Source organism: Phenylobacterium ferrooxidans (assembly GCF_042714595.1).
Taxonomy (GTDB): domain Bacteria; phylum Pseudomonadota; class Alphaproteobacteria; order Caulobacterales; family Caulobacteraceae; genus Phenylobacterium; species Phenylobacterium ferrooxidans.
Genome location: NZ_JAOTJD010000015.1, coordinates 76,213 through 92,381, shown reverse-complemented (window position 1 = coordinate 92,381; position 16,169 = coordinate 76,213). Strand labels below are relative to the sequence as shown.

Sequence of the window (16,169 nt, the reverse complement as noted above, 5' to 3'; positions counted from 1 at the left end):
GTCATCCCGGGCGACCCGTAGGGGAGACCCGGGACCCAGGGGGATTGATCGCGGCCCCTGGGTCCCGGCTCTCCGCTGCGCTACGGCCGGGATGACGTTGGAGATTTATCGGACAGGCCCATCGGCCAGCTCTCCCGCAAGGAGAGAAGGACCACGACCCTAGGCCGCCGCCGAAGCGCAGCCTTCGGCTTCGTCCTCAACCTCCAGCACCGCCTGCAGGGCCGCGAACAGGCGTCCCACCTCGATGGGCTTGGCCACGAAGCCGTCCATGCCGGCCTCGGTATACTCCGCCACCTGGTGGGCCATGGCGTTGGCGGTGAGTGCGATGATCGGGGTCCGCGCCCGGCCCTCGGCGGCTTCCCGGGTCCGGATAACGCCGGTCGCCGTGGGTCCGTCCATCTCCGGCATCTGGACGTCCATCAGAATGACGTCCCAGTCCTGTCGCGCCCAGGCCTCCACGGCCAGCTTGCCGTTCTCGACGATCACCGGGTCGACGCCGATCTGGTGCAGCAAGGTCTTGAGCACCAGCTGGTTGACGGTGTTGTCCTCGGCGGCCAGCACCCGCAGGCCGCCGGCCTCCATCTCGATGGCCTCGACCACCCCGGCGTCGGGCGCCGGCGGCACGTGGCTGGCCGTACTCTTGATCAGCGGCAAGGTGACGGAGAAGGTGGAGCCCTTGCCGGGGTTGCTCTCGGCGCGGATCGCGCCGCCCATCAGCTGGGCGAGCTCCCGGCAGATGGCCAGGCCCAGGCCCGTGCCGCCGTAGCGTCGCGTGGTGGAGGCGTCGGCCTGCTCGAACTTCTGGAACAGGCTGGCCAGCCGCTCGGGCGGAATGCCTATGCCGGTGTCGGCCACGGTCAGGCGCAGGCCGTCGTCGATGCGCGCCACACAGACCCGCACCTCCCCGCTCTCGGTGAACTTCAGGGCGTTGGAGACCAGATTGTAGAGGATCTGCCGCACGCGAGTGGAGTCACCCACATAGACGCCGCGGGCCCCGGCCTCGACGGCCAGGTCGAAGGACAGGCCCTTCTTGTTGGCGATGGCGGTGAAGGCGGCGTGAGCGCCGCGGGCCAGCTCGCTGATGTCGAACTCGGCCTCCTCCAACTCCAGCTTGCCCGCCTCGATCTTGGACAGGTCCAGCACGTCGTTGAGAATATGCAGCAGGGTCTCGCCCGACTGGCGCACCACATCCAGGCGGTCGCGCTGCAGGGTGCTCAGTTCGTCGGCGGCCATGGCCTGGGCCATGCCCAGCACCCCATTCAACGGGGTTCGGATCTCGTGGCTCATGGTGGCCAGGAAGGTGGACTTGGCCCGGTTGGCCATCTCGGCGTCTTCCTTGGCCTGCATCAGGGCGCGCTCGGCCGCCTTGCGCTCGGTGATGTTCTGCATCGCGCCGATGAGCCGCACGGGGCGGCCTTCGCGGTCGTTCACCAGACGGCAGGCGGCTGAGGTCCAGACTTCGCGGTCGTCGGCGCGGATGAGGCGGTACTCAGGACGGTAAGGTGCGCCTTCCTCGACATGCAGCTTCCAGGCCGCCTCGACAGCGGGGCGATCGCGCGGGTCTATGGTCGCGTAGATGTCCCGGTACAGTTCCTCATAGGTCTTCTCCTCGGAGAAGAAGGTGTCCTCGGCGCCCGCCTTGATCAGCTCGCGGCGCTGATAGTCCATCTCCCAGACGTGAATGTCGGCGATCTCCATAGCCAAGGTCAGGCGCTGTTCCGAGCGTTCCGTGGCCTCCAGGGCCTCGACCATCTTGGTGATGTTGTGGCTGGCGACGATGATGCCGCCGACCTCGCCGTCGGCGTTGCGCCAAGGCACCATTTCGGCGGTCAGCCAGCGGACGGCGCCGTCGTCGAAGCGATAGGGCACCCGCTCGGCGGTGATCGTTTCGCCCGCCAGCACCCGCTCGTAGAACCCGCGCCAACGCTCGAACACCGCCGGGCGCAGTTCCATCATCGGACGGCCGGTGGCTTCGAGGGCTGAGAGACCCACCTCCTCGGCCCACCGGGGGCTACAGCCCAGGACGGTCAGATTGCGATCGGTGATCACCAGCGAGGCGGGCATGGCCTGCACCACAGCGGCGAAGGTCGACATGATCGCGGCGCGCTCGCGCCGGCCGTGTTCGCGCGCCTTGGTGGCCTGGGCGCGATCCCATTCGTCGGCGATGAAGGCGGCCAGGTCGATCAGCCGGTTGGCCAGGCTGGCCTCGTAGGGCCGCACCTCCTGGCCCGTCACGCAGAGCACCCCGGGGATGGAGCCGTCCGCCAGGCGGATCGCAGCCGCGGCGTAGAAGCGCAGATAGGGCGGGCCGGTGACCGTATCCATGTCGCAGGACCGTGGATCGGTGCGACCGTCCTCGATCCAGAGGAACTCCCCGGTGTCGAGGCTCCATTGCACGTTGGGGGCGATGGCGTACTCGCCGCGTGGATCGCGGCTGCGCCATGCGCGGCCGTCCTTGACCAGCACGACCTGTGACTCCACCGCGCCGAACAGCGTACGCGCCAGACGCGTGGCCCGGTCGCAGACATCCTGGCTGAGATCGAGTTCGAAGGGGCGGGCCGCAGCGTCTGCGGCGACGGACTCGGGCGATCTGAACTCTGACATGCGCCGAACCCCCCGGTCTCTGTCCGCTTCTCAGAAAAGCGGTACCGGATTTGGGTTAAGGGCGACTTTATACAGGGCGTCAAAAAGCCGCGCCGCGAGGTGATTTCCCGTGTCTCTTGGGTGAGTTAGGCGCGCGCGCTGGCTGCTGGCCAGGACCAGCCTTCGAACTCAGCGGGGTGGATGAACTCCTTGCGGTACCAGGGCCGCTCGCGGGCGTCGAAGATCGAGACCAGCCACTCGGCGACCCGGGCGACGCGGGGCGACTTCAGCGCATCGCGATGGTGGCAGAGCCACAGGGTCCCGGTGGCGAGCGGCGGGATGTCCAGCATCACCAGGTTGGAGGCCATGCGCAGGATCGCGGTGGGCACCGGACCAATGCCGGCGCCGCGCTCGATGGCGTGCAGCATGGCGGTCGAGGAGTTGACCACCAGGGACGGCGCGGCCAGCTCCATGAAGGCGCCGGTTTTGGCGTGCCATTGACCCTTCTCGCTGACCTGGGCGGAGTGCGCGATGAAGCGATGGCCGACGGCGGCCTCCAGGCGCGTGGGGGCCCCATACGTATCGATGTAGTCCTGCGACGCGAACAGGGCGTAGTGCAGGGTGGCCAGTTCCGTGGCCGCCACATCCGGCTGGCCACCCGGCGACGTGAGCTGGATGGACAGATCGACGTGGCCGTCCACCGGGTTCTCAGGATAGAATCCGCAGTCAAGAGCTAAGCGTATGCCCGGGTTTTCCTTCATGAAATCCGCGAGCTTGACCCCCAACAGGAAGCCCCCGATGCCTTCCGGCGCGGCGATGGTCACCTCGCCGCTGTCGTGGCGGTCGGCCTCCAGGGCCATGCGCTCGATGTCCACCGAGGCCCGCTGCATGGACAGCGCGCGGTCATAGATGCGCTCGCCGGCCCTGGTCAGGCTGACCCCGCGCAGGCCGCGGTCGAACAGCCGCACGCCCAGCCGGGTCTCCAGGTCGTCGATGCGACGGGTGATCGTGGGCTGGCTGGTCCGCAGGCGGCGCGCGGCCGCGCCGAAGCTGCCGGCCTGGGCCGCGGCGACGAAGGTCTTGATGTCGTCCCAGTCGGCGCGCCCGCCGTCGTGATTGTCCATCCCACCCAACCCGTATCGTGGCGCCCCCATACGAACTTGGCGGCTGCACCCAGACGATCTGACGCTCTACCAAAAGGCCAGTTTGCACAAGTCAGGTGACCAGGATGCCGAGCGCCGCCGACACCACCATCCGCCCGCGAGAGCACCTTGCGCGGCTGGGTCTGATGCTGGCGACCTCCGACGAGATCGTCCAGGGCCGTGACATCGCGGCCCGCACCGTCGGCCCCGCCGTCGCGACCGCGGAAACCCTGCAGGCGGTCCAGGATCGCACCGGCTGCTCCGCCTTCAGCTACCGCGACTCCGATGGCCAACTGGCCGGCGTCCTCTGCATCATTCCCCTCAACCCGGCGGCCGCGCCCACCCTGGCCGCCGGTGTGTTCGACGGCGTCGCGCCCCCCATGCCGATGGTCGCCCGGCCCACCGAACGGGTCATCGCTGTCTATGGCTGGGGCATGGCCGGGGTCACCTGGCGCGGCCGGGCCGTGGTGATGGCCGGCGCCCTGGCGATCCATCGGGAGATCTACGACACCGTCCCGCTCTATGGCCGCGCGGCCACCCCGGGCGGCGAGCGCACCCTGCTGCGCCGCATGGGCGCGCGCGCCGTGCCCGGCCCCGGCGGTCTCGTGGTCTGCCCCACCTGGACCCCCCAACGGAAGGTCGCCTGATGAACGCCAATGTCCGCATGCCCCTGGAGGCCAGGGCGCCCGCCGAGGTCGATGAGGGCCAGCTGGAGGTTGTGGTCTGCCGCACCCTGCCCGACCTGATGCAGGCCATGGCGGTGCGCGCCCTGGTCTATATGGGCGAACAGGCTTGTCCCTATGACGAGGAGTACGACGGCAACGACTTCGCCGGCGCCACCCACCTGATCCTGCGCCGCGACGGAGAGCCGATCGGAACCCTGCGCATCCGCTGGTTCGCCGACTTCGCCAAGGTGGAGCGGGTGGCGGTGCGTAAGGAGTATCGCCGCGGCCGCGCCACCCTGATGCTGATCCTGGCCGCCAAGAAGCTGGCCGAGAAGAAGAACTACCGGAAGATCCTCGGCTACGGCCAAGTGCGGCTGATCCCGTTCTGGGAGCAGTACTTCAACGCCTATGTGCGGCCCCGCCGCGACGGCTTCGTGGTCTCCGATCACGACTATGTGGAGATGGTGGTGGAGGGCGTGCCGCCGCATGACGCCCTGAACCTGGACTCCGATCCCTACGAGCTGCTGCGCCCCGAGGGCGCCTGGAACGAGCCCGGGGTGCTGGACAAGTCCGCCGCGCGCGCCGCCAACAATCCCGGCGGGCTGTCGCGATGAGGACCTACGCCCCCGACGCTTCGGCCCTGGTCTGCCTGGATCTGCAGCGCGGACGCCTGGCCACCGAGAACGCCGCCGCCACGGTCGCCGCCTGCCGCCGGGTGCTGGAGCAGGCGCGCCGCCGCCGCTGGCCGGTGCTGCACGTCCATGCCCGGATCGCGGGCGCGCCGATCGACCCACCGATCCCCGGCCTGGAGCCCCTGCCCAGTGAGGCGGTGTTCATCCGCCAGGGCCCCTCGGCCTTCACCAACGCCGCCTTCAGCCAGACCGCCCAGATCCTGGGCGGGCCGCTGGTGTTGATCGGCTTCCGGATGGCCGACACCGTGCTGGCCACCGCCTTCGCCGCGGCCGATCGCAACCTGGCGGTCGAGGTGGTCGATGACGCTGTGGGGGGCGACCCCGCCAGCCGCCTGGTCCTGCTCAAGCCGCTTGCCGCGCTGGCTCCCCGGGCGCGGGTCACCAACTCCCGTGAGCTTTTCTTCGAGGACGCCTCGCGGTTCGCCGCGGCGAACATGCCATGACCGATTTCAAGATTCCTCACAGCTTCCTGCCGCCCGGACCGCCACGCCATCCCTCAGAGATGGACCTCGCCGACCAGACGGCCGAACTGCTGGAGATGGCCAGCCTGCTCAGCCCCAGGGACATGGCCACTCTGGCCGTCATCGTCCGCCGCGCCGCCGAGATCTCCGAGTCAGAGGGTGAGGAGGTGGCCATCGCCGTTCTCGATCAGATCCACGGCATCCTGGACGGCCGGGTTTCGGACGCCTGAATGCAATCTAGGATTGTTTCAGTCCGCGAGATCGTTCATGCACTCATTACCCAAAATGGGGAGTATTCGTCTGCTGGGTGTTAGCTGTGCGCTAGAAGTGGCCTTGAAACGCCAAGCAGGCGAATTTTAACTCTGCACTGCGGCCCTATGTCTTAGGCGTGACAAATTGGTGGCGATACGGCTTTTACGCGTGCAAAAAGGCGCTGCGCACTCGAGCGTGCGCGCCAGAAGGACATATCCGTGGGCGAGAATCTTGACGATGTGGGCCCCGACCCCATCGACGTCGCTGTCGGCCACCGCATTCGCGTGCGTCGCAAATGGCTGGGCATCTCCCAGTCCACCCTCGCAGACCACCTGGGGGTCAGCTTCCAGCAGGTCCAGAAATACGAGCGCGGCGCCAACCGCACCTCGGCCTCGATGCTTGTGCGCATCGCCGAGAAGCTGGAAACCACGGTCGGCGAACTGGTCGGCGAGAACGACCGCCCCACCGGCGACGAGAGCCTGTTCGAGAAGCTGGCCGTGCCGGGCGCCGTCCAGCTCCTGGAGGCCTTCGCCAGCGTGCAGCAGCCCTCCCTGCGCACCGCGATCCTCAACCTGACCCGGTCGCTGATCGAAGAAACCGAAGAGCCCGCCCAGAAGCGCGCCCGCTAGGTCTTCGCGGCGGCGAAGGCCAGGTGGTGCAGGACGATCCCGGCGGTCGTCGCCACGTTCAATGAATCGAAGCCGGTGGCCATGGGAATGGCCACCGTCGTGGCGCGCGCCAGCACCGAGGCCGCCAGTCCCGGCCCCTCGGCCCCGAGCAGCACCGCGGTCTTCGACGGACGTCTGAGGTCCACCAGGCGACGGTCCCCACCCGGGCTTAGCGCCACGGTCTCGAAACCCGCCGTTCCCAGCGCATCGAGCAGGTCGCCCTGGGCGGTGGCGAAGGGGGTCGCCAGGACCGCCCCCACCGACACCCGGATGGCCTTGCGGTACAGCGGATCGCAGCAGTCGGTGTCCAGCAGCACCGCATCGACCCCGAAGGCCGCGGCGTTGCGGAACAGGCCGCCCATGTTGTCGTGGTTGGCGATCCCCGACAGCGCCAGGACCAGGCTCCCCTCCCCCAGGCCGGCAAGCATGTCGGCGGCGCCCGGGGCCGCCCGCCTGCGGCCCAGGGCCAGGATGCCGCGATGGATATGGAAGCCCACCACCGCGTCCATCGCCTCCTGGCTGGCGGAATAGACCGGAACGTTGTCGGGCATCTGGGCGATCAGGTGGGCCAGGCCCGCCACCCGCTTGCGGGCGATCATCAGCGAGACCGGCTCGCACAGCCTTGAGCGCGCCAGCACATTGAGCACCACCTCGCCCTCGGCCACGAACAAGCCCTCGCGACCCACCAGGTCGCGCTCCCGAACGTCGCGATAGGCGGCGACGCGCGGGTCGGCGGGGTCGTCGATCAGGATGATCGGGGGCGCCACGACGCGCGAACTACCAGATCTTCACCCGGTCGGCGGGGGCCAGATAGAGCTTCTCGCCGGGCTTGGCGTCGAAGGCGGGATACCAGGCGTCCAGGTTGCGCACGGTGTCGGCGCGGTATTCGCCGGGCGCGTGCCCGTCGGTCAGCAGGACGCGGCGCAGGGCGGCTTCGCGGTACTTGCCCCGGTAGTTCTGAGCCCAGCCCAGGAAGATCCGCTGGTCGGCGGTCACCCCGTCGATCACCGGCGCGGGCGCACCGTTCAGCGACAGGTGATAGGCGTCATAGGACGTCGCCAGCCCCGCCAGGTCGGCGATGTTCTCCCCCAGGGTCAGTTCCCCGTTCACCGACAGGTCCGGAAGGGCCTTGTAGCCGTTGTACTGCTCGACCAGCTGCTTGGAGGAGGCCTTGAAGTGGGCCATGTCGGCGTCGGTCCACCAGTTGCGGACATTGCCCCTGGCGTCGAACAGCGCCCCGGTGTCGTCGAAGCCGTGGCTGATCTCGTGGCCGATCACCCCGCCGATGGCGCCGTAGTTCACCGCCGGATCGGCCGCCGGATCGAAGAACGGCGCCTGCAGGATGGCGGCCGGGAAGCTGATGGAATTCTGCATCGGCGCGTACAGCGCATTGACCGTCTGGGGCGTCATGTACCACTCGCCACGGTCCACCGGGCCACCCAGCTTGGCCAGATTGCGGCGGTACTCGAAGAGCTCGCCCCGCCGCCAGTTGCCGTAGGCGTCGCCGGCCACGATGCTCAGGCCCGAATAGTCGCGCCACCTGTCAGGGTAGCCCACGCCCACCTGGAAGTTGGCCAGCTTCTCGTGAGCCTTGGCCTTGGTGGCCGCATCCATCCAGTCCAGGCGGTCGATGCGCTTGCCGAAGGCGGCCAGGATGTTCTTCACCATCTCCTGAACCTCCGCCTTCGATTCCGCCGGGAAGTACTTGGCGATATAGAGTTTTCCGATAGCCTCCCCCAGGGTGTTCCCGGTGAAGTCCACGCCCCGCTTCCAGCGCTCGGCCTGTTGCGGGGTGCCCGACAGGGCGGTGGCGTTGAAGGCGAAGCTCTCATCCACGAAGGCCTTGGACAGGTAAGGCGAGCCCCGCTCCACGGCGTGGAAGGCCAGATAGTCCTGCCAGGCCGCGATGGGCTCAGACCCCACCAGCCTGGCCTCGCCGCTGATGGCGGAGGACTGCCAGGCGCCGAACACCGGCTGGTCGGCAAGGCCCGCGGCGGTCAGGAACGCGTCCCAGTCCATGCCGGGCGCCTTCCGGGCAAGCTCGGCGCGGGTCCACTGGACGTTGTTCTTCTTGATCTCGAAGGTGTCGGCCACGGTCCAGTGCGTCGCGGCGATCTTGGTCTCCAGGGCCACGACCCGGGCGGCGCGGGCGTCCACGTCGCTGAAGCCCGCCAGGCGCAGCTGATTGGCCACGTGGGTCCTGTATTTGGCGCGCAGGTCCACGTACTTCGCGCCCGCGTCGAGGTAGTAGGCGCGGTCGGGCATGCCGAGGCCGCCCTGGACGATGTAGGGCAGGTAGCGGCTGGTGTCGTTCAGGTCCTCCACGACCCACAGGCCGAAGAGGCGCTCGGTCTTGGTGGTGGTGGCGTTCAGGATGTCGACGTCGGCGCGGATCGTGGCGCCCAGCTGGGCCGACAGATCCTTGCGGGTCTTGATCGCGGCGATCGCCGCCAGCTCCGGGGCCAGCGGGCCCGCGCCCTTCGCCTCGATGGCCGCCTCGTCCATGAAGCTGGCGTAGTAGTCGCCGATCATGCGGGCTTCCGACCCGGCTGGTCCCTGGGTTTTGGCGGCCGTCTCGATCAGCTCGACGGTGCGCTTGGAGGCGATCTCCCGCAGGACGGCGAAGGTGTTGTAGCTGGACCGGTCCGCGGGGATCTCAGTGGTCGCGGCCCAGGTCCCGTTGGCGTAGGCGAAGAAGTCGTCGCCGGGCTTCACCGACCGGTCCATGCCGGCGGTGTCGAACCCGAAGGTCCCGTAGACCGGCTTGGCCCGGGGCGCCTCAGCGACAGGCGCGGGCGCGGGGAGCTGGGCCGGCGGGGCCGCCCCCAGGCTCGCGCAGGCCGAGAGGATCACTGGCGCGCAGGCGGCCAGCAGCAGGACTTTGAGGTTGGTCATCGACGAAGGCTCCCAAGGGACCGGGCGCGTCACGGCGCGCTCTCAGCGTTTGAGCCTTCATACACCGCGGCGGGGGTTTGGCCTCTGCGGGCGGATTAATCTTCTGTCATGAGGGCGCTGCGCCCTACCGCCGGACATCCAGGCTGTGGCTTGAGCGGACCGCCTCGACATCGGCCACGGTGGCCAGGTTGAAGTCCCCCGGCGTCGCGTGCTTGAGCACCGCGGCGGCCACCGCGAATTCCAGCTGGTCAGCCTCGTCCATCCCGGTCAGCAGGCCGTGGATCACCCCGGCGGCGAAGGCGTCGCCGCCACCGATCCGGTCGATGATGGGGTTCAGCGGCCGGCTCTCGGTGCGCCAGGCGCCGTCGCGCGAGAACAGAAATCCCGTCAGGTCGTGATGGTTCACCGTGTGCTGCACCCGGTCGGTGCAGGCCAGGCGCTGGAGGTTCGGCCAGGCCTTGAAAGCCATGTCGGCGGCCCAGCGCCGCAGGCCGTCGGCCTCTCCCCGCCCCTCGAAGGACGCGCCGAGCACCAGGGCGATGTCGCGGTGGTCTCCGAACACCAGGTCGGCCTGGGAGAGCATCTCGCCCAGGATCGCCGGGGCGTCACCGTTCCAGGCCTGCCAGAGGGTCGCGCGGTAATTGCAGTCCATGGAGACCGTCAGGCCGAGGCGGCGCGCGGTCTTCACCGCGTCCACCGCGGCCTTGGCGGTGTCGGGCCCGATGGCGGCGGTGATCCCGGAGACGTGCAGCCAGCCGGCCCCCGTAAGCTCGGTGTCCCAGTCGACGCCCGAGGCGGCTCGGCTGAAGGCGCTGTCGGCCCGGTCGTACAGCACCTGGGACGACCGCTGGGCCGCGCCCGGCGTCAGGAAATAGAGCCCCATCCTCCCCGCCGCGAACCGGACGCCGGAGGTGTCCACACCATAGCGGCGAAGCTCGTCCACGGCGGCATGACCCAGGCCGTTGTCAGGCAGGACGCTGAGCATCCGGGCGCCGTGGCCGAAGCGGGCCAGGGAGACGGCCACATTGGCCTCCGCCCCGCCGAAACTGACCTTCAGGGTCGGCGACTGCAGCAGCAGTTCGTTGTCGGGCGCGGCCAGGCGGACCAGGACCTCGCCGAAACAGACCACATCAGCCGCCACATGCATCTCCCGTTCGAGCAACGCCCTACCCTAGACAAAGCGGCGCGCCGGGGAACCGGCGCGCCGTAAGTCTCTCCTCGGGGGATCTAGGCCTAGTAGGTGTAGCGCACGCCGATCAGGTATTCCCGGCCGGTGTGGTGGTAGAAGTTCATCAGGTCCTGGGTCCCGTTGAACTGGTCCTGGAACTCGTCCGTGAGGTTCACGCCTTCGAGGGTGAACTTCAGGTGGTCGTTCAAGGTGTAGGTGAACGAGGCGTCCACGTTCATGGTCTCGTTGGTCCCGTCATAGACCATGCCGGCCTCCTGGCCGGGGACCCGGGTCAGGTACTTGTCGCGGTGGCTGGCCGAGACGCGGGCGCTGATCTTGTCGTCCTCATAGTAGAGGGTGAGGTTGTAGGCCTTGCGCGACAGGCCGGTCAGGTCGTTGGTGGCCACCTTGGTCGTCACCCCGCCCACCGTCGCATAGTAGTCGATAGACGACTTCACGCTGGTGTAGTTGGCGATGATCCCGGTGTTGGCCAGCGGCCCCGGCAGGAAGCTGAAGGGCTGCTGGAAGCTGACCTCGAAGCCGGTGAGATCGCCGCCGGGGGTGTTGATCGGGGTCGAGAAGTTCCAGGTCGCCGACGGGCTGCAGCCAACGGTGGCCCCGCAGGCGGCGGTGGCGACGCTGTCGGGCAGGCCGAAGGGATTGCCGGTGAAGGTCGTCTGGGTGGAGAGCGTCTGCACGAAGCTGTCGATCTCCTTCTTGAAGAAGGCGACGCTCAGCAGGGCTTCGGGCTGATAGTACCATTCGAAGGACAGGTCGTAGGCCTTGGCCCGGAAGGGATCGAGGTTCGGGTTGCCGGCGGTCACGGTCCGCGAGGAGCCCGAGACGCTGACGCTGGCGCCGGGGGTCAGGCTGCCCAGGTTCGGCCGCGACATGGTCTGGGCCGCGCCGAAGCGGACCAGGAAGTTCTCGACGGGCTCGATCACCATGTTCAGCGACGGCAGGGTATCGTCGTACTTGCGGTCCACGGTGATCGGCACCGGGGCGCCGGCCAGGAAGGTGTAGCCCGAGGCGGTCTGCTCGGTCTTCACATAGCGGACGCCGATATTGCCGCGGAAGGGCATGCCAGCCAGCTCGGCGTCCCAGTCGGCCTGGACGAAGCCGCCCTTGTCCTTCTCGCCCACCGAGTTGTTGTTGGACAGCGACGGTTCCTTGCCCATCCTCCAGGCCCCGCCGAAGGCGGTGGGGTCGTTGAGCTGGAACAGGGTGAGCGCGCTGAAGTAGTTGGGCGAGATCCACGACGTGGTGCTGCCGCCCGGAACGCCCAGCCCCTCGGTGGGCAGGGTGACGGTCTTGGCGTAGGTGGAGGTGGCGATCGCCGCCACGCCGGCGGGGATCACGGTCTCCTGGTTGGTGGAGGCGCCGTTGGAGCGGCGCAGTTCCGTGCTCTCGAACTCGTACTGCTTCCAGGACAGGCCGGCCTTGAAGGTCAGGACGTCGTTGGGCTTCCACTCGCCGTCGAAGGCGACGGTGTCGTAGGTGTTGACCGCGCTCTGCGGCCGCATCCGCACCTGGGTGAGCCGCCAGGCGCTGGGATTGGTCAGGTCGGCGTTCCCGTAGGTCAGCAGCGGGGAGCGGCCCTGGCCGTAGTCGAACCGATAGCCGTCGACGTTGAACTGGTCCCAGATGATCGTCGTCTGAACCGGGTTCTGGTGGTCGGACTCCGAGTGACCTGCCACGGCGTGGATCTTCAGCGTGTCGGAGAACGCATGGCTGAAGTCCAGGGAGTACTGGTTGAAGGTGGTGGTCAGCTCGTCGTAGCGGTCCTCGACCCGCAGATCGACATCGTCGAACGTACCGGCCGTCATCACGCCGTTGGTGATGGTCGAGGAGACCACGTTGGTGTCGGCGATCCCGCAGGAGGTGGCGACATTGGCTGCGGTGCAGGCGCCGCCGACGCTGAAGGACGGAGCCTCCAGGAACTGCTCCTGGCGGCTCCCGTCGAGCTTGGCGTAGAGGTAGTCGAAGGTCAGCTCGGTGGCGTCGGTCGGCTTCCATTGCAGGGCGAAGGTGGCGCCCAGGCGCTCCTGCTCCTGGTCATAGCGATCGTAGCGCGGGAAGCGCGGATGGTAGGCTGCGTTGTTGGCCGCAGCGGCCGGATTGACGGTGGTGGGCAGGCCTGCGCCGTTCGGCAAGGCGTCAAAGCCCGGCGCGAAGCGGTCGCCTGCCGCCCAGCGCACCGTGGAGGCGCCCACGTCCAGCAACGAGCGCTTGGAGTAGGCAAGGCTGAGCAGGGCCCCGAAGGTTCCATCGGCCCAGGTGTTGGAGATCATGCCTGCGGCGCGCGGCGAGGAGTCCTCCGACAGCGAATTGTAGCTGGCCTGGGCGGAGGCCACGAACTTGAAGCCATCATAGTCCAGCGGCCGCGCGGTGCGCAGGTCCACCGTGGCGCCCAGCGAACCCTCTTCGGTCTCGGCGGCCGAGGTCTTCTGCACGGTGATCGAGTTGAACAGGTCGGCGGCGAAGATGTTGAAGTCGAAGGACCTGCCGCGATTGGTGCCGCCCGAGGCGTCGGTGCCGCCGGCGGTGGTTAGGGCCTCCATGCCGTTGATCCGCACGCGGGTGAATTGCGGCCCCAGGCCGCGCACGGAAATCTGGCGGCCTTCACCGCCATCGCGGGCCAGGGCCACCCCAGATATCCGCTGAATGGATTCCGAGAGGTTCAAGTCGGGGAACTTGCCGATGTCCTCGGCCAGGATGGTGTCACCGGCCGTGGCGCTGCCGCGCTTCAGTTCCAGGGCCTGCTGGAGGCTGCCCCGGAAGCCGGTGACGATGACTTCCTCGACTTCGTTCTGCTGCGCGAAGGCCGGCGCGGCGACCGCCATGGTCAGCGCCGCCAGGGACGCGCCGCTGAACAGCGCGCGCGTTTTCGTCCAAGACCGAGTGCGGACCATCTGTCCCTCCCTGTGCGAAGCCACCAGCGGCGTGAGACCGTCAGGTGGAAGGCGCCTGACCGGCGCTCCTCGCGTTTCCCCATTTATGACACCGGTGTCATTGACGGCTAAACGTCTCTGACACCGGTGGCAATGAGAATAGCCACGGTTCTGTCGTATTCGCAAGACCGGTCGCTTCAAACGCGAGCGGTCCCTGCGCGAAAGCTGTGCAGTGGCCCGAGAACGCTCGCGAAAACGGGGAAATGGGCGCGCCGCGGCGAGGCGTGCGGCAGCCACTCGCCCCAAATCTGGCCTCAGCCTCTACGGACCGAGGGGGGCGGTATCGGGGTCGGGCGTGGCCTCTTCCGGGTCCAGGGTCGAGCGAGGGCGGTCAAGGCCGAGCGCAGTGGCCAGGGTGATGTCCCAGCCATAGGGATCGGAGCGGAAGACCACCTTGCCCTGATGGTCGACGAAGGCGGTGTGGTAGAGCAGCCGCACCGGAATGATGGCCGCCAGCGGCACGACCCCGGTCTTCCCCGAAGCCAGGACCTCCTCGAAGCGCTCCGAAGCGCCATAGAGCTCCGAAAGGTGACGCGCGAACTCCACGGCGTTCTCCACCCGCACACAGCCATGGCTGCGGTGCCGGGCGGCGCGGGCGAACAGGCTCTTGGACGGAGTGTCGTGCAGATAGATGGCGTAGGGGTTCTGCATGTCGAACTTGACCAGGCCCAGGGCCGCGGTCGGCCCCGGCCTCTGCACAACCCGGCCGCCGGTGACGTACATGTTCTGCCGACGCAGATAAGCCGCGCCGCGCGGCAGGATCTCGGCCCGCGCGATGCTGGCCGGCACGTTCCAGGGCGGATTGACCACCAGCTGGCTGAAGGCCGACTGCAGGCTCGGCGTCGCACGGTTGGCGCTGCCCACCACGGTCCGCGCCGCCCAATCCATGGCGCCGTCGCGGTAGAAGGTCAGGAAGGCCGCAGCCGTATTGACGTCGATGCGGGTCGCCGGGGCCTCCCGGCGCAGCCAGCGGCGGCGCTCCAGGTTCAGCACCAGCTGGCGGGCGTGGTCGGTCGGCCCGGCGTTCAGCACCGCCACCGTCGTGTTCCCCACCCGGCCGGTCGGCTGCATGCCGTTCTCGGCCTGGATCAGCTTCAGGGCCTCGGAGATCGGCGCCGACAAGGTCTGGGAGGCCATGGGGGGACCGGTGAGGTAGCCCAGGTCATAGAGCCGCTGCGCGATCATCGGGACGCGGTAGTCCTGGCCGCCCGGCTGGATCGCGCCGCCCTGGGGAATGGCCGAGACCCCTGCCTGCCCGATCTGAGCCCGCAGCGCCACATAGGCCGCCGACAGGGTCTTGTACTCCGCGTCGCGCGGCGCGAGCCCGTCGAGCCAGGCGCCGATCTCCCGGCGGTCCAGGGCCTGGGACAGGCCAGGCGCCACGTCCACGGTCTGACGTTCCAGCGTGAACAGCTTGAAAAGCTTGGTGGGATCCACGAGGCCGCGCGCCAGGGCGTCGGCATAGGTCAGCGCCGCGAGCGTCAGTCCAGCCTCGCGGCTGGCCGGATCGCGGGCGGCGGGCGGCCGGAAGGCGTCGCCGTCCAGGCCGTGACGGACGGCGCCGTCGAGCGCCTGCGAGAACTGCCTGGCCTCGTCATCGGTCCAGGCCGGGGTCCAGCCGCGCAGGGCGTAGAAGCGGATCAGGCGGGGATCGGTCGCCACCGACTGCAGGACGCGAGGGTCCACGGTGGGATTGGGCAGAAGCTGCGCGCTGGCTATCGTGGGCGCCGCCAGCCCCATGCCGAGGGCCCACGCGCCAAACTGCCGGCGCGTCGCCCGCGCCGGTTCGGCCTCGCCCCCCGGACGCCCTATGGCGTCACCGCCCCCGAACACCATCAAATCCAGTCCACGCTTTTACGGCCCCAGCTATGGGGCAACGCGCGAGCCGCGACTAGGTGGCTCACCTCGCAGGTGATCTTGGAAATCGGGCGGATCAGCGGCCGAGCCAGCCGCCATCCACGGCCAGCAGCGTCCCGTGCACATAGTCGGCCGCCGAGGACGACAGGAACACAGCCGCCCCGCCGATGTCGGCCGGCGTGCCCCAACGTCCGGCCGGAATGCGGGCCAGGATATCGCGCGATCGGTCCTCGTCGGCCCGCAGGGCGGTGGTGTTGTTGGTGGAGAAGTAGCCCGGCGCGATGGCGTTGACGTTGATCCCCTTGGCCGCCCACTCGTTGGCCAGGGCCTTGGTGATCCCCGCCAGCCCGCTCTTGCTGGCCGCATAGGACGGCACCCGGATGCCCCCCTGGTAGGACAGCATCGAGGCGATATTGACGATCTTGCCCCCTCGCCCCTGTTCGATCATGCGGCGCCCCACCGCCTGGGTGAGGAAGAAGGTGGTCTTCAGATTGACGTCCATCACCGTGTCCCAGTCGTCTTCCGTGAAGTCGACGGCGTCGTTGCGGCGGATGATCCCGGCGTTGTTCACCAGGATGTCGATCCCGCCGAAATGCTGGACGGTCTCGGCCACGATGCGGCCGATGGGCTCCATCGTGGAGAGATCGGCCGAGATGTCGTGGAAGCGGCGGCCCAGGGCCTCGACGGCGAAGCGGGTGTCCACCGGCGGGGTGCGACCCACGGCCACGATGTCGGCGCCGGCCGTGGCCAGGGCCTCGGCGATGGCCTGGCCCAGGCCGGTGTTGGCCCCGGTGACGATGGCGGTCTTGCCGGTCAGATCGAAGGGAGACATCCA

General features: G+C 68.6%; 13 protein-coding genes. 5 read left to right on the top strand and 8 right to left on the bottom strand.

The features are described 5' to 3' along the window. Positions 1-159: 159 nt before the first annotated feature. Positions 160-2,604, bottom strand: a complete 2,445-nt coding sequence (locus OCL97_RS09795) for an ATP-binding protein (protein ID WP_377369735.1) — start codon at positions 2,602-2,604, stop codon at positions 160-162. Positions 2,605-2,729: 125 nt separating this feature from the next. After that, positions 2,730-3,707 carry a LysR family transcriptional regulator gene (locus OCL97_RS09790; RefSeq protein WP_377369733.1) on the bottom strand — a complete coding sequence of 326 codons (978 nt, stop codon included), beginning with the start codon at positions 3,705-3,707 and terminating at the stop codon, positions 2,730-2,732. 104 nt (positions 3,708-3,811) lie between these two features. Here OCL97_RS09790 and OCL97_RS09785 point away from each other — a divergent pair, with 104 nt between their 5' ends. From OCL97_RS09785 to OCL97_RS09765, 5 genes are all read left to right on the top strand, one after another. Continuing rightward, positions 3,812-4,372, top strand: a complete 561-nt coding sequence (locus OCL97_RS09785) for a hypothetical protein (RefSeq protein ID WP_377369731.1) — start codon at positions 3,812-3,814, stop codon at positions 4,370-4,372. Then, positions 4,372-5,004, top strand: coding sequence for a GNAT family N-acetyltransferase (locus OCL97_RS09780; protein ID WP_377369729.1), 633 nt, complete (start codon positions 4,372-4,374; stop codon positions 5,002-5,004). Before OCL97_RS09785 ends, OCL97_RS09780 begins: the two co-directional genes overlap by 1 nt. Next, a complete protein-coding gene (locus OCL97_RS09775) occupies positions 5,001-5,525 on the top strand; it encodes a cysteine hydrolase family protein (protein ID WP_377369727.1) in 525 nt (174 codons plus the stop codon). The genes OCL97_RS09780 and OCL97_RS09775 overlap by 4 nt, the downstream gene beginning before the upstream one ends. Further along, complete coding sequence (locus OCL97_RS09770) at positions 5,522-5,773, top strand: hypothetical protein (protein ID WP_377369725.1); 252 nt, start codon at positions 5,522-5,524, stop codon at positions 5,771-5,773. Before OCL97_RS09775 ends, OCL97_RS09770 begins: the two co-directional genes overlap by 4 nt. A 240-nt stretch (positions 5,774-6,013) precedes the next feature. Then, complete coding sequence (locus OCL97_RS09765; RefSeq protein WP_377369723.1) at positions 6,014-6,424, top strand: helix-turn-helix domain-containing protein; 411 nt, start codon at positions 6,014-6,016, stop codon at positions 6,422-6,424. On the opposite strand, the gene OCL97_RS09760 is transcribed toward OCL97_RS09765, so the two are convergent. The 6 genes from OCL97_RS09760 to kduD form a co-directional block, all read right to left on the bottom strand. Next, a complete protein-coding gene (locus OCL97_RS09760; RefSeq protein WP_377369721.1) occupies positions 6,421-7,230 on the bottom strand; it encodes a TrmH family RNA methyltransferase in 810 nt (269 codons plus the stop codon). The genes OCL97_RS09765 and OCL97_RS09760 overlap by 4 nt on opposite strands. A gap of 10 nt (positions 7,231-7,240) precedes the next feature. Further along, positions 7,241-9,358: a M13 family metallopeptidase gene (locus OCL97_RS09755; RefSeq protein ID WP_377369719.1), complete on the bottom strand. Its 2,118-nt coding sequence runs from the start codon at positions 9,356-9,358 to the stop codon at positions 7,241-7,243. Positions 9,359-9,482: 124 nt separating this feature from the next. Beyond that, positions 9,483-10,505 (bottom strand): sugar kinase, encoded by a 1,023-nt coding sequence (locus tag OCL97_RS09750; protein ID WP_377369739.1) that lies wholly within the window; start codon positions 10,503-10,505, stop codon positions 9,483-9,485. A gap of 86 nt (positions 10,506-10,591) precedes the next feature. Next, on the bottom strand, positions 10,592-13,438 hold the full coding sequence (locus tag OCL97_RS09745; protein ID WP_377369717.1) for a TonB-dependent receptor: 2,847 nt from the start codon (positions 13,436-13,438) through the stop codon (positions 10,592-10,594). A 300-nt stretch (positions 13,439-13,738) separates the two neighbouring features. After that, positions 13,739-15,313: a L,D-transpeptidase family protein gene (locus OCL97_RS09740; RefSeq protein ID WP_377369715.1), complete on the bottom strand. Its 1,575-nt coding sequence runs from the start codon at positions 15,311-15,313 to the stop codon at positions 13,739-13,741. Between the two features lie 97 nt (positions 15,314-15,410). Further along, positions 15,411-16,166 carry a 2-dehydro-3-deoxy-D-gluconate 5-dehydrogenase KduD gene (gene kduD, locus OCL97_RS09735; RefSeq protein ID WP_377369713.1) on the bottom strand — a complete coding sequence of 252 codons (756 nt, stop codon included), beginning with the start codon at positions 16,164-16,166 and terminating at the stop codon, positions 15,411-15,413. Positions 16,167-16,169 lie beyond the last annotated feature (3 nt).

Excerpts from the sequence above, each read along its gene's own strand:
- OCL97_RS09775 (WP_377369727.1), top strand. The coding sequence starts at position 5,001 with ATGAGGACCTACGCCCCCGACGCTTCGGCCCTGGTCTGCCTGGATCTG.
- OCL97_RS09770 (WP_377369725.1), top strand. The coding sequence starts at position 5,522 with ATGACCGATTTCAAGATTCCTCACAGCTTCCTGCCGCCCGGACCGCCA.
- OCL97_RS09780 (WP_377369729.1), top strand. The coding sequence starts at position 4,372 with ATGAACGCCAATGTCCGCATGCCCCTGGAGGCCAGGGCGCCCGCCGAG.
- OCL97_RS09795 (WP_377369735.1), bottom strand. The coding sequence starts at position 2,604 with ATGTCAGAGTTCAGATCGCCCGAGTCCGTCGCCGCAGACGCTGCGGCC.
- OCL97_RS09785 (WP_377369731.1), top strand. The coding sequence starts at position 3,812 with ATGCCGAGCGCCGCCGACACCACCATCCGCCCGCGAGAGCACCTTGCG.
- OCL97_RS09790 (WP_377369733.1), bottom strand. The coding sequence starts at position 3,707 with ATGGACAATCACGACGGCGGGCGCGCCGACTGGGACGACATCAAGACC.
- kduD (WP_377369713.1), bottom strand. The coding sequence starts at position 16,166 with ATGTCTCCCTTCGATCTGACCGGCAAGACCGCCATCGTCACCGGGGCC.
- OCL97_RS09745 (WP_377369717.1), bottom strand. The coding sequence starts at position 13,438 with ATGGTCCGCACTCGGTCTTGGACGAAAACGCGCGCGCTGTTCAGCGGC.
- OCL97_RS09740 (WP_377369715.1), bottom strand. The coding sequence starts at position 15,313 with ATGGTGTTCGGGGGCGGTGACGCCATAGGGCGTCCGGGGGGCGAGGCC.
- OCL97_RS09750 (WP_377369739.1), bottom strand. The coding sequence starts at position 10,505 with ATGCATGTGGCGGCTGATGTGGTCTGTTTCGGCGAGGTCCTGGTCCGC.
- OCL97_RS09755 (WP_377369719.1), bottom strand. The coding sequence starts at position 9,358 with ATGACCAACCTCAAAGTCCTGCTGCTGGCCGCCTGCGCGCCAGTGATC.